Source organism: Virgibacillus halodenitrificans (assembly GCF_001878675.1).
Taxonomy (GTDB): Bacteria; Bacillota; Bacilli; order Bacillales; family Amphibacillaceae; genus Virgibacillus_Q; species Virgibacillus_Q halodenitrificans.
Genome location: NZ_CP017962.1, coordinates 1,062,416 through 1,075,622, shown reverse-complemented (window position 1 = coordinate 1,075,622; position 13,207 = coordinate 1,062,416). Strand labels below are relative to the sequence as shown.

The window sequence follows — 13,207 nt, the reverse complement described above, 5'->3', positions numbered from 1 at the left end:
ACTGCTGTTTATTTTTAACATGTGTCAAAAATTTCATTGCTTACTGGACCCTTCCATCTTGGGCTCTCATACTGGCTCTGGTTCTTTCATTTGGATGTGCGTGTGTCTCATATTGTCGTGGGTTCTCTCATTTGGGTGGGCTTGCCTCTCATACTGACGCGGGCTCTCTCATTTGGATAGGCTTGCCTCTCATACTGGCGCGGATTCTCTCATTTGGGTGCGCTTGTGTCTCATACTACGTGGGTTTTCATTTGGAGGGCATTTTGCAAAATAAATGTTTGCTTTCATAACACCTTTTTATTCCCTTCCTGGATAAAAACCTTTATACTTATCTGGATAAAATAATTTGTTCTCTGTAGTAATGACAGGAGAGGAGCGCGTGATTGGTGCTACTCTCCTTTAATATCTGTTTTAGCCTTTCAGAGAGCAGTTTTTTAATATAGGTATGGAGAGGGTTTTTGGATGAAGGATAATCATACACCAAAAAAATACGAATATTTATCAGAGGATCCCAATGTAAAAACTTTGCCGATTATGCTTTCGCTAATTATTGGTGCTTTTTTTGCAATACTAAATGAGACGTTGTTAAATATTGCGCTAACAACATTAATGGAGGAATTTCATATTTCACTGCCTACTGTGCAGTGGATGGCGACTGGTTTTATGTTGGTAATGGGAATTGTTATACCTGTGTCTGCCTTGTTGCTGCAGTGGTTTACCACCCGCCAGCTTTTCCTGGGGACGATGACCGTTTTTTCTATTGGAACAGCGATCAGTGCGATGGCGCCCAGTTTTTCTATCTTATTGGTTGGTCGGTTGATTCAAGCTGTAGGAACTGGTTTGCTCATGCCAATTATTTTTAATGTATTCTTATTAATTTACCCTCCACATAAACGTGGAAAAATCATGGGAATCGTTGGCCTTGTAATTATGTTTGCTCCGGCAATTGGTCCTACCTTATCAGGGGTGATCGTGGAGTACTTAGGCTGGCGCTATTTATTTATTACCGTGCTTCCTTTTGCAGTTTTTTCAATTGCATTTGCTTACAAGTTCTTAATTAATGTTTCTGAAGTGACTAAGCCGAAAATTGATGTTCTTTCCTTAGTATTTTCTACGATCGGTTTCGGTTCGATTATCTATGGTTTTAGTGCTGCTGGGGAAAGTGATGCAGGTTTTCTTAGCCCTGGAGTGCTCATCCCAATTACCTTAGGAATTGTGGGGATCATTTTATTTTCGGTTAGACAGCTTAAGTTGGAAGAGCCAGTAATGAATTTAAGAGTGTTCAAATATCCGATGTATACCCATGCGGTTATTATGTTTTTGATTATCATCATGTCCATGTTCGCTTCTGAAATTATTTTGCCAATCTATATGCAGGGACCGCTTGCGTTAACTGCTGCTACCGCTGGCTTAATCTTACTGCCAGGTAGTATATTGAATGGGATCATGTCACCATTTATGGGGCATTTATTTGATAAGTTCGGACCGCGGTGGTTGATGATTCCAGCAACTTTCGTATTGAGTGGTACGGTATTTATGTTTAGCCGGTTAGATGTGGATACACCAATATGGGTGGTCATTACCGGGTATATTCTATTAATGCTTTCTGTATCTGCGATCATGATGCCTGCTGAAACGAACGGGTTAAATCAATTGCCCAAGCATCTGTATCCACATGGAACTGCGGTAATGACAACATTGCAGCCAGTTGCCGGAGCCATTGGTGTTTCTGTATTTATAAGCATCATGAATGCAAGGCAGCTTCACTTCTTGGGGCAAGCAAGTAATCCGCAAGATCCTGCAACCATTAAGCAGGCGATGGTTGCTGGTGTCGAGTTGGTCTACTTCATCGCTTTTGCCATTTCAATTCTTGCTGTTATTCTGGCATTTGTCGTATATCGGGCTGTGCCGCCTAAGCAGGAGGATGAGTTACAAGAGCAAGGTTAATCGATTATTTTGAAATAATTTAGTTAAAAAACCCCCGCCTATGCAGTATATGGGCGGGGTTTTTTTAGTTTATTTGATACCTTCATTCCATGTTATTTTTCCTTCCGATTATTTTCCCTCAGCTTAAATAAAAGCTCCAACACAAGAATAATGAGTGCCACTCCTCCCCCAACGACAATGCTGTTTGTCTGATTTAAACCAATAAGCAAGCCAATGAAGTAAAAAGCCCCTACTCGAGTTAACAATATAATGGCATGATCGAAACTGGTTTTTCCTACAAGATATTTTACAATCGCTTCAATGATACTATCAATTGTAAATAGATAGATAAGCACACCAATAGAAAAGAAAATGATATCAGTGATGTCTATATGAAGGCTAAACATCGTATCCACCACATTTGCAGATCCCACGAGCGCCAACAATATAATTGCAAAAAGGACTGTAGGTGCCAATGCAAGCAATGCGGAAACCATAGTAACCATGACTAACCCCATATTCTCTTCTTCTTTTTCACGCCTGTTGCTACGATAAATGAAGATAAACATTAACAAAAAAGTTACGATGTATAAAATAAATAGCGTCTGTACAATTGGCATTTTAATCATCCTTTTAAAACATTTAAAGCATTCATTCTTTGTTCTCTGTTCTGTTGAATTTTGAAAACAGTAGTATGTATGGTTACGAATTACCAGATAAAAAGTTTCAGCCTGCACACTCAATTTAGTTAATGGACACCCACAGTTATTCCAAATTTTGTTAAACTAGACGTGTTACTTAAGAAATTGGAAGCTAGTACATAACGGGGGAGGGGACCTCATGCGCGCTTATTCGAAGAGAAGTTACATATGGAAATATACAAAGATATTTATTTTTTCTACTGCAGGCCAAAGCCTCGTTCACTTATTATACCAGCATCAACCAACAACAGATTTAATCGGAGAGATACTTACTGCATCGTTGATCACTACAGGTTTATGGTGGTTAATGGATATAAAGCATTCGGAGAAGAAGGAAGAGTTTGAGTGAGGCTGAGTGATAATTTAATTTTAATAAGGCTAGCTTATTTTCGAATTTAATAGAAGCTTGACTGTGCCTGAATTCTTATTAGACACTTATGAGAGGCAGATCTGCGCTAGTTTGTCCATTAGATCACTTCTATTGGACACTTTTCATGCGGAGAAGCGCTAGTCTGTCTATTAGATCGCTTCTATTGGACACTTCTCATGCGGAGCAGCGCTATTTTGTCCATTAGACCACTTCTATTGGACAATTTTCATACGAATCAGTGCTATTCTGTCCATTAGATCGCTTCTATTGGACAATTTTCATGCGAATCAGTGCTATTTTGTCCATTAGACTGCTTCTATTGGACAGTTCTCATGCGAAACAGTGCTAGTCTGTCTATTAGACTGCTTCTATTGGACAATTTTCATGCGGAGCAACGCTATTTTGTCCATTAGACTGCTTCTATTGGACAATTTTCATGCCAAACAACACTATTCTGTCCATTAGACGCGCCCCACACAAAAAAACGGACAGTCCAAGACTGTCCGCGATCTTTTACTAGTTGCCATTATTTATTCAAACAACATTTTTTATATTTTTTCCCGCTTCCGCATGGGCATGGATCATTTCGGCCTACTTTTACTTGCGCTTCCGCAGGATTTGAATGACCTTCATAATTAGGTAATTGGCGTAGAATTGATCTGTCAACATTTGATAATTCAATTGGCATGTGCCCCTTCAAATCCCATTGCCTTGTGTGATTCATGAGCCGAGATACTTTGTCAATCATTGCTTGCAATTGTTTTTTGCTATCAGCTTCGAAAATATCGTTGAAATAGTGTATAACCTCATTAGGACCTACGCCTTCCTGAATAAAATCCACTCCATCTGCAACAATCGTTTCTACTTCTTCTCGACCTGCTTCATAATTTTTTAAAATATGTGCTACCAATTGCTTGTACATTTGGTTTTTTTCTACATAACCTGGCTCAGCTGCTTGCAAAACTTGCTTTTTTGTAAATGGATAATATGGGACATCTTTTCTCATTTCATGCTCCCGTAGAACACTTTCCGGATCCTCTACTCTCCAATAGGATAATCCGGATATACCAAGCTGCAGCTCATCATAATATTCGTTAGCATCAAAAATAACCTCAAGGTAGTCGTCAATATGAATTGATTCACCTGTGTATTCTTTTAGCATTTCAGCAAGATGATAAATTTTCAACGTTCCATAAAAATAGAGCAGACCATGGGTAAGCTGGATCCATTCTGTATTTCTTTTTATAGCTGCTTTTACTTGAAAGTTTGTTTGCAATGATTTTATTTGTTCGATTATATCTGTTGGCACCGCGAGTATCTTTTTCCCATTATTCGTTCCAGTAAAGACAAATCCAGTAGCACGCAAATAACTATACTGCTCAGGTTCCAGTTCAGGTGCTGGAATGAAACCTCCATTTTTAGCTATTGTTTGTAATAGCTGAAATCGCTCCTTGTCCCAAATCTGGCAAACCTCCTGCAGGCTTTCTGGAATCGTTTCATCCAACAAGTCTATAAGCTCAGCCTTCTTTAAGCTGCTTGCATTTTTTATATTCAAAAACTTTCTTATTTCTGTAAGCTCATCTTTAGAATAGTTGGCAAGTCCTTCTTTTAATGTTTGTTTAGAATTTATTTCTTTCCACTGCTTATCTTCGTTCATAACTACCACCTCAATTACTGATCTACCTGCTATTATACATGAATTAGCGGATATTTTACAGTTAGGCTGTGTACTGACAACAATTGTAAAGTTTTTCATTTGCCAGCTATGTTACCATATAGATAATAAAACGGGGGGATTTATGATGCGTGACTTCTTTACTCGCAATAATAGTTGGTATTTTTGTCACTTGGGTCATTCCTATCGTGCTGCTGGTTTTGGTAGTTTATTTAGTTTTGAAGGTAAACAGGCTGGAGAAAATGCTACAAAAGTTTGATAGCAGGAAGCATGAAGATAATTTATAAAGATAAATGATGAGGAATCTGGTAACTCGGTTATTTTAATATTTGCGTGCTATAAGGTAATGTTTGTAAAAAACGGCTTCAGTAAATTCCTAAATCTCGTATATTCATAACACGAACTTGCCTTTTTCGTGTTGTTTTTATTAGGCAAACCAATTCTCTTCTTGTAAAATGATACTCATCTTGTTTTTCCAAAAACTGTTTATGAGTAGTTTCTATGGAAAGCAACATACATCTCAAGATATCGGAGTGGAGAAAAAATGATTTCATTCTTTTTAACCTTAAAGCGTTTGTTGTCAGCAGTTTTCCGTCTAATGAAGGAACGCGTGTTTAAATCCTTATTAGCTACCTTAGCAATAATATTATTATCCGGGACACTGTTCTACAGTCGAATCGAAGGCTGGTCCTTCTTGGATGCCTTCTATTACGCATTTGTCAGCTTGATTCCAACAAGTGTAACTACCGGGCTGATCCCAGAAGCTACCGTCAGTAAATGGTTTACGATGATCTACCTTGTTGTAGGTGTTGGTGTCATGCTTATGATTATTGTAATGATCGGATTTGCTGTCGTGAAATTTGAACTATCAGAAGAAAAAAGAGCTGAATTGAAAGAATCGAATCGAACTAGAAAAAAAGATTAATAGTTGATTGAGGACCAGCGCAAGGCATGCACCGACTTATTGTTCGCCGCGCTAGCTTACTCATACTGGGAGCTCTCTCATTTTTGGGAGAGCTTTCTTATTGGGGTGGGCGGAGCACTCATTTGAATGCGGGGTTCTCTCATCTGGATGCGTGTGTCTCTCATCTGAATGCGCAGCTCTCTCATCTGAATACGCAGCTCTCTCATTTGGACGCATGGCTCTCTCATCTGAATGCGGGGCTCTCTCATTTGGATCCTAGGCTCTCTCATCTGGACTCGTGTGTCTCTCATTTGAACACGAGGCTCTCTCATTTCAGAACTCCTTCATCCCGCCTCCTACAAATTATTCAATTTTCCCTTCCTTCCCATTGACACTTGCTAAGTTTTTCGTTCATATTTAACCTATAAGAAAACGCTCCAGCTTTAGGTTGAGGTGGAGAAAAAATGAAGGAGATTTATATGAAAATACATAGCATAGAAGTTTTTGTAGTTGAATTCCCATTAATCGAGCCTTTTGTCATCAGCTATGCCTCCTATGACAGCATGCCCTCCGTAATAGTTAAGCTAACGACTGAGGACGGTTGGGTAGGTTATGGTGAAGGGGTGGCTGATGAACATGTAACAGGCGAATCTGTGGAAAGTGTATTTCAGATAATAACGAAGACACTTGCTCCACAGCTTATTGGGCAAAATCCGATGAATTTGGAAAAAATACATGATGTCATGAACAAAGCTATCCTAGGCGCTCCAACCGCGAAGGCTGCAATTGATATTGCCTGCTATGATGTTGTGGGAAAAGCACTACATGTGCCTGCATATGTGTTGCTTGGTGGTCGATATCACGAAAAATTCCCCATCACGCATGTGTTAAGTATTGATACACCAGAAAAAATGGCTGCCAGTGCAGAAGATCGTGTCGCTAAAGGATACACTTCTTTTAAAATGAAGGTTGGCTATGATGTAGCGGACGACGTGGCGCGGATCAAAGCTGTGAGTGACCGTGTTGGAAACAAGGCTGCTATCCGGGTAGACGTGAATCAGGGGTGGAAATCGGCTGCTAAAACCTTGCAAGCACTTGATGCCTTGAAAAACGTAGCACTAGATTGGCTTGAGCAGCCGGTCGTTGCCGAGGATATCGATGCACTTGCAGAAGTAAAAGCAAAATCCTCTACTCCGATCATGGCAGATGAGGCACTTGTCGGTTTTAAACAGATGCGCGAAATTATTGCGAAGCGAGCAGCTGATAAAGTGAACATTAAGCTTATGAAATGTGGTGGCATGTACCCTGCCGCTAAGCTTGCCGCTATGGCAGAAATGGCTGGTATCGATTGCCAGGTTGGTTCCATGGTAGAATCCTCTGTTGGTTCGGCTGCTGGTTTTCATGTAGCCTTTTCAAAAAAAACAATTAGCAGTGTGGAGCTGACTGGGCCATTAAAATTTTCCAAAGATATTGGTAATCTGCATTATGATGTACCTTTTATTCAATTAAACGAAAAAGCCGGACTTGGTGTTGATGTGAACGAGGATATTTTACATGCATTAACTGTCTATTCCAAGGAGGTAAAATAATTGTGGAAGAGTCAATAATCGAACACGGAAAGCTGCAAAAAAGCAGGGAATCATTTGAGATTCGCCTTTTAGATATGAAAAATGTGGATGAAATTTTTCAGCTTCAGGAAGTAGTTAGACAGGCTGTTGCACAATCTGATGCCCTTCAACCTCTAAGTGATGAGGAAATTGAAAATATTTTATCTGGAAATGGTTTTATGATTGGTATCTATGTGAAGGAAAACTTGATTGCCTTTCGTGCAATGCTCATACCGCCAGTTGACGATCCGGAGCATCTTGGTTCCGATGCCGGTCTGTCAGATGAGGCAAAACGTTTGATGATGTACTCGGAAATTTCCGTCGTGCATCCCGAATTTCGTGGGAATGGCCTGCAGACCCAGATGGGAAAGGTTGTCATGGAAAAAATCGATAAGTCTCGCTTTCGGTATGTTGCGACAACCGTTGCCCCATTCAACATTCCCAGTTTGAAGGACAAGATTGCTTTGGGGATGAAAATCATTGCTTTAAAGGAAAAATATAATGGAAAGCTGCGTTATGTACTTTTTCGTGATTTTAAGGCCAAAAGAGACACTCCAGCCATGCAATCAAAAACCGTTGGCATGGCCCAAACAGAAGTACAACAGCAATTACTCCAAGAAGGATATCGTGGTATTTCCATTCAAGCCTCCGATGAAAAAGTTGAAGTGATCTATTCGAAATAGAGTGCTTCGAAGGAATTTTTTCATAGAATAAAATATCAACACAGAGGAAGGCGAGGATCAGAATGAGTAAGCTTCAGGAGCAAGTGATAAATACGTTTCATTACTTGCATGAACATGCGGAAATAAGCTGGGAAGAGATGGAAACAACGAAGTATATTGCATCCATTTTAAAGGATAATGGGTGTGAGGTAACGACGTTTGATGATTGTACAGGAGTTATTGGTGCATATGGAAATTTTAACAGTAATCTTCCGGTTGTAGCCATCCGCGCCGATATGGATGCATTATGGCAGGAAGTGAACGGTACATTCCAGCCAAACCACTCGTGCGGTCATGATGCACATATGGCGATGGTACTTGGATTATTATGGAAGCTGGAGGAAAATCCCTCACTCAAAAATAACATCGCGATCAAATTTATTTTTCAACCTGCGGAAGAACAAGGTGCCGGTGCGCTAAAAATGGTGGAGAAAAGGGGACTGGACGAGGTGGATTACTTATTCGGTATACATCTCCGCCCACAGGAAGAAACCGCGATGGGACACGCAACCCCTGTCATTATCCATGGAGCCACAACCGTATATGAAGCAGAGATAACCGGACATGATGCGCATGCGGCAAGACCGCATTTAAATGTTAACGCAATTGAAGTGATTACAGAAATTGTTAATCTGCTTGGAAATATCCATTTAAATCCACGCATCCCGTTTTCAGCTAAGATGACAAATGTACATGCAGGTGGCAAAAGCACAAACATTATCCCAGGCCACGCCACTTTTGCCATTGATATGCGTGCACAGAATAATCAGGTCATGGATGAACTGGAGAAGAAAGTCGATGAAATACTTGAGGCAATGCATCAGCTTTATGATGTAAAAGTGGCTATTACACATAAAGAAAAAATTCCTGCAGCTGAAACAAATGAAAAAGCAATTCAGATTATGGAAAAGGCAGCTGTTGCTGTATTAGGAAGAGAGCATGTAGATCCCCCACTTGTTACCCCAGGAGGCGATGACTTTCATTTCTACACCATCAAACGACCAGACTTAAAAGCAACTATGCTCGGTCTGGGATGTGACCTAAAGCCAGGACTGCATCACCCCAACATGACATTTAATGAAAAAGCCTTAACGAATGGTGTAGCTATTTTATACGCAGCTGTGAAGGAAGTTTATGGCGTTTAGGTGGATGGTGTGGGGTCATATTGGCGCGGGCTCTCTCATCTGGGTGAGTGGGTCTCTCATATTGGCGCTGACTCTCTCATTTGAGTGGGTAGTCTCTCATATTGGCGCGGGGCTCTCTCATTTGAGTGGGTGAGTCTCTCATATTGGCGTGGGGCTCTCTCATTTGAGTGGGTGAGTCTCTCATATTGGCGCGGGGATCTCTCATTTGGGTGAGTGGCTCTCTCATATTGACGTGCAGCTCTCATTTGAGTGGGTGAGTCTCTCATATCCGCGCGGGGATCTCTCATTTGGGCCCGCTGGTCTCTCATACCAAGGCCTGGCTCTCTCATTTCGGTGCGTGGGTCTCTCATATCACGCCGTCCGCCTCTCATTTGAGTGGGCGCATCTGTTATGGATATAATAAGATTATTAAACAGGAATAACACCAAGTTGCTTGGAGGTCTACCAATGGAAGAAGCAGTATCACTTAGTACATTAAAAGTTTTAGTTGAAAATAAAATAAAAAAGAAAACCCTTATTAAGGTCATATGGAATGAGGAGGAGAAAATCACTTTACTCATTACACCAAATATAAAAATCAATTCCTTTATTTATGATCAAAAAGAGGGTTACTTATTTTATGATTTAGAAGGAAAGGTAATCGACCGGGATATTCCATGTGTTTTACCTGAGTCAGTAATGGCTGAGGGGAAAGTTTTGTTGAATTCGAAACTACAGATTAACCATCAGCCAATAACAGACGAAGATAAGACTTTTTTAATTAATATGGAAAATGATTTCTGATAACGAACATCATCCGGCCAAGTTCTTTTTAAATAAAGTTTTATAACCACAGTACATTTCTGTGTTCACCAGGAAATCCTGTACTGATACTAGAGGTTTTTTATCTTGTGAAAATGTTCAATAGGACATCCTGTACTGTTTATAACTAGCTTTTTATCTTGTAAAAAATAAGTTTATGCTTTTCTTGGCCAAATAAAATAGCTTATGGAGATGGCATTATCTATGATCACGATAATCCCCCAAACTCTAAGCGTTGCCCAAAGCTCTGTTGTGTCAACATCAGTACCAATATAATAGATCATGAACAGCAGCATTGCTCCCCCAATCATGTATGCCAGCACGTGCTGCAACGACCCCTTCATGCTGTGCTTGGCATAATCCATGCCGATCCTACGTTTTGGCTTCGGCCCTTCTCGCTTCACATAGTAAAGAAATCGTTCGTCAGCCCAGCGGATCATACTTTTCCCGTACACGATGGAAATAGCAATATAAAGTGGTGCGATACTATGCGCGATAGTTGGTACAGCACCCCGATATATGTCTATACCAGTAACGATAAACAGTACCACATCAACCAAAGGAGTCATAGCTAGCAATAGTAGACCCGCTTTTTTCTGATTAAAAATATATCTTGTCACTAATCCTGCAATGATGAAAACCCAAAAACTAATTTCGCAAACAACAATCAACCATGCTACCAAGTTCACTTTCTAACCTGCCTCTCAGAAAAATTTTGTACATTCGTAATAGTATGTATTCCTTTCCATCATACAATATTTTATTAAAGAAGAGAATATTCCACGACACTCCTTTAAAGCAAAATGGTATCACTACGGTCTTTCCTGTGTTATAAAGGAAATAAAGATCCTCATCCAAAATTTCGTACATTGCTCTTCCACTTGCGCTCTACCATTCTAAGAAAAGAGGTGCCTCATATGCATGTTACCTTTAAATTGTTTTTCATTGTGCTTTGCGGTGTTTTTCTTGCGGCATGCATGGGAATGTCTCTCGGTAGTTCTACGAATAATCATCCAGATCCCAAACCTGCAGAAGAAGGAGATGGTTACATGTTGAAACCTGATGTAAAAAATATTAATGAACACTTAGAATACGAAGGACGCGACCTGAAAAAGATTTATTTTGCTGGTGGTTGCTTCTGGGGTGTGGAAGCATATATGAATCGCATTTACGGGGTATCTCAAGTTGTTTCTGGTTATGCCAATGGTAAGGGTAAAAATCCAAGCTACGAGGATGTCATTAAAGGCGATCAGAATTTTGCTGAAACGGTAGAGGTTACGTATGATCCAGAGCGTGTTTCCTTGGATACGTTGATTGACAGATTGTTCCAGGTCATTGATCCAACCTCTAAAAACAAGCAGGGTAACGATGTCGGGGTTCAATATCGAACAGGTATTTACTTTACTGACCCGGCTGAAGAAAAAGTGGTAAAATCAGCAATCGAGCGCGAACAGGAATATTATAAGGATACCATTGTAACTGAAGCGCAGCCACTGGAGAACTTTTATAAGGCAGAAGAATTTCATCAGGATTATTTAGAAAAAAATCCAAATGGCTACTGTCATATAAACTTAAACACTGCAAATCAGTTTGCGATTGATCCAATTGAAATGGATAAAGAAATTGTGGAAAAGCTAAGTAAATAAATAAAAACCAAGGGCATACAATTTATCATTGTTGCCCTTGATTTATGGGTATTATTATATGTTGATTTCACATTAGTGCGGATTGTTTTGCTCTCCAGCGGATTATTCCTATCTGCGGATGATTGTTTCCCTCTCCAGCGGATTATTCCTATCTGCGGATGATTATTTCTCTCTCCGGCGGATTATTTTTACCTGCGGACGATTATTTCTCTCTCCGGCGGATTATTCCTACCTGCGGACGATTATTTTCTTCTCCAGGGGATTGTTCCTACCTGCGGATGATTATTTTTCTCTCCGGCGGATTATCCATACCTGCAGCCGATTTCCCCACTCTCCGGCGGATTAACCTGGCCTGCAGCCGATTAAAATCCCCTTCAATCACGCGTCCCCAAATCTACCCAACAATCAATTCATGATAATGTGTCCCTGCAATGCTCTCGACAAGCCTGGTATTTTCCCTTTCATAAGCAATAATAAAACAGGTTGCCGGACCAGCTGATTTCATGATATCCTCACTGCAGCTAAGATGGCAGGCGGTTCTGTTCGTCCATTTTTGCCAGGTTGCTGCAATTCCTTTGGAGCCAACTGGTGCAACACCTTTTACGACAGCCATATCGCAAAGTTTTTTAAATAAGCGAAGTGGTGCTATTTTGTCAGCTTGTTCCACCACTTCATTTCCTACTAGCGGCACTCCAATTACAGCAAACCGCACATGCTCAGAGATAACATCTGGCGCTGCACCAACGGATCGTTTCCCAATCACCGTTAATCCCAGGCCGGATTGCAGTCCAGGAAAATTACTTTCTGTACTTCCTGTAATCGGTATTGCATCATAATCCAGTTCGTCCATCACCTGTCTGACTCCTAGCTGATAGGCATGCCAGGCTGCTTCATCAGTGAAATTTTGCATGACGACAGCATTCGGTTCGCCTCCCACGGCTAGTAAATCCATCATAGCAACACGGCATGCGTAATGTGCTACCACTGTGTTTGGAACATGAACCGCGTCCATTTCTTTTTCTCCGATCGCTCCACTATTATCAGAAGCAATCACCATTTCTTGTGCTGCTGTTAAAGGTAAAATAATGGCATTACTCATGTTGAGAACTGCTCCTATTCCTCTTTTTTCTTTTTATTGCTGCCACGGAAAACCTTAGCACTTCGGATATATTCTACATCCGGAATTTCCAGACGGGCATTGATAACTCGTGCTACAGCAAAAAAGTAATCTGACAGTCTGTTGACATATTTTAACGGAATTGGAGAAACTCCTTCTTCTGTTTTCATCAAAGTAACAATCATTCGTTCTGCTCTTCGTGCAACAGTGCGGCAAATATGAATGGTGCTGGCTGCATCTGAACCTCCAGGTAAAATGAAACGCTCCAATGCTGGTGCTTCTTCAATAAAGTCATCGATTTTATTTTCCATATACGTAATAGGTTCTTCGGTTAATTTATGCTCTCTTTCCTTTTTAATATTGGAAAGCTCGGAACCACAATCAAACAGTTCGTGTTGGATTTTTTCCAAATCATCGATAATATCCTTAAACATCTTCTTATCTAATTCACAGATCGCTTTGCCAACGAAAGAATTCAGTTCGTCAATCGTGCCATATGCTTCCACTCGAATATCATCCTTATCCAGTCTGCCTCCAATAACACTTGTCTGACCCTTATCCCCAGATTTTGTATATAATCGCATCTATAACAC

At 40.4% G+C, this 13,207-nt stretch carries 14 protein-coding genes; 9 read left to right on the top strand and 5 right to left on the bottom strand.

Annotated elements, in window-relative coordinates:
* Nucleotides 1-462: 462 nt before the first annotated feature.
* Entirely contained in the window at nt 463-1,947 is a 1,485-nt protein-coding gene (locus BME96_RS05570; RefSeq protein ID WP_060678692.1) for an MDR family MFS transporter, read from the top strand.
* Between the two features lie 92 nt (nt 1,948-2,039).
* On the opposite strand, the gene BME96_RS05565 is transcribed toward BME96_RS05570, so the two are convergent.
* Nucleotides 2,040-2,546 carry a hypothetical protein gene (locus tag BME96_RS05565; protein WP_071648543.1) on the bottom strand — a complete coding sequence of 169 codons (507 nt, stop codon included), beginning with the start codon at nt 2,544-2,546 and terminating at the stop codon, nt 2,040-2,042.
* Between the two features lie 220 nt (nt 2,547-2,766).
* Here BME96_RS05565 and BME96_RS05560 point away from each other — a divergent pair, with 220 nt between their 5' ends.
* Nucleotides 2,767-2,976, top strand: a complete 210-nt coding sequence (locus BME96_RS05560) for a hypothetical protein (RefSeq protein WP_071648542.1) — start codon at nt 2,767-2,769, stop codon at nt 2,974-2,976.
* Nucleotides 2,977-3,523: 547 nt separating this feature from the next.
* Here BME96_RS05560 and BME96_RS20040 read toward each other — a convergent pair.
* The gene (locus BME96_RS20040; RefSeq protein ID WP_071648541.1) at nt 3,524-4,654 is read right to left on the bottom strand and encodes an SEC-C metal-binding domain-containing protein; all 1,131 of its coding nucleotides are present in this window, start codon (nt 4,652-4,654) and stop codon (nt 3,524-3,526) included.
* Nucleotides 4,655-4,796: 142 nt separating this feature from the next.
* Between BME96_RS20040 and BME96_RS20035 the strand changes: the two genes are divergently transcribed.
* The 6 genes from BME96_RS20035 to BME96_RS05520 all read left to right on the top strand — a co-directional run bounded on the left by BME96_RS20035 (nt 4,797) and on the right by BME96_RS05520 (nt 9,833).
* Nucleotides 4,797-4,931: a hypothetical protein gene (locus BME96_RS20035; RefSeq protein WP_269321198.1), complete on the top strand. Its 135-nt coding sequence runs from the start codon at nt 4,797-4,799 to the stop codon at nt 4,929-4,931.
* Nucleotides 4,932-5,216: 285 nt separating this feature from the next.
* On the top strand, nt 5,217-5,597 hold the full coding sequence (locus BME96_RS05550; RefSeq protein ID WP_071648540.1) for a potassium channel family protein: 381 nt from the start codon (nt 5,217-5,219) through the stop codon (nt 5,595-5,597).
* A gap of 458 nt (nt 5,598-6,055) precedes the next feature.
* On the top strand, nt 6,056-7,165 hold the full coding sequence (locus tag BME96_RS05540) for a mandelate racemase/muconate lactonizing enzyme family protein (protein ID WP_071649963.1): 1,110 nt from the start codon (nt 6,056-6,058) through the stop codon (nt 7,163-7,165).
* 2 nt (nt 7,166-7,167) lie between these two features.
* Nucleotides 7,168-7,866 carry an N-acetyltransferase gene (locus BME96_RS05535; protein WP_071648538.1) on the top strand — a complete coding sequence of 233 codons (699 nt, stop codon included), beginning with the start codon at nt 7,168-7,170 and terminating at the stop codon, nt 7,864-7,866.
* Nucleotides 7,867-7,928: 62 nt separating this feature from the next.
* Entirely contained in the window at nt 7,929-9,050 is a 1,122-nt protein-coding gene (locus BME96_RS05530; RefSeq protein ID WP_071648537.1) for a M20 peptidase aminoacylase family protein, read from the top strand.
* Nucleotides 9,051-9,497: 447 nt separating this feature from the next.
* Nucleotides 9,498-9,833, top strand: coding sequence for a hypothetical protein (locus BME96_RS05520; protein WP_071648535.1), 336 nt, complete (start codon nt 9,498-9,500; stop codon nt 9,831-9,833).
* A gap of 173 nt (nt 9,834-10,006) precedes the next feature.
* Here BME96_RS05520 and BME96_RS05515 read toward each other — a convergent pair whose 3' ends face one another.
* The gene (locus BME96_RS05515) at nt 10,007-10,540 is read right to left on the bottom strand and encodes a hypothetical protein (RefSeq protein WP_060678684.1); all 534 of its coding nucleotides are present in this window, start codon (nt 10,538-10,540) and stop codon (nt 10,007-10,009) included.
* A gap of 228 nt (nt 10,541-10,768) precedes the next feature.
* On the opposite strand from BME96_RS05515, the gene msrA reads away from it, so the two are divergent.
* Nucleotides 10,769-11,497, top strand: a complete 729-nt coding sequence (gene msrA / locus BME96_RS05510) for a peptide-methionine (S)-S-oxide reductase MsrA (RefSeq protein ID WP_071648534.1) — start codon at nt 10,769-10,771, stop codon at nt 11,495-11,497.
* Between the two features lie 394 nt (nt 11,498-11,891).
* Here the strand turns inward: msrA and BME96_RS05505 are convergent, their stop codons facing one another.
* Together BME96_RS05505 and BME96_RS05500 are read right to left on the bottom strand one after the other, a co-directional pair.
* Entirely contained in the window at nt 11,892-12,596 is a 705-nt protein-coding gene (locus tag BME96_RS05505) for a hypothetical protein (protein WP_071648533.1), read from the bottom strand.
* A 14-nt stretch (nt 12,597-12,610) separates the two neighbouring features.
* Nucleotides 12,611-13,198 carry a cob(I)yrinic acid a,c-diamide adenosyltransferase gene (locus tag BME96_RS05500; protein WP_071648532.1) on the bottom strand — a complete coding sequence of 196 codons (588 nt, stop codon included), beginning with the start codon at nt 13,196-13,198 and terminating at the stop codon, nt 12,611-12,613.
* Between the last annotated feature and the right edge of the window lie 9 nt (nt 13,199-13,207).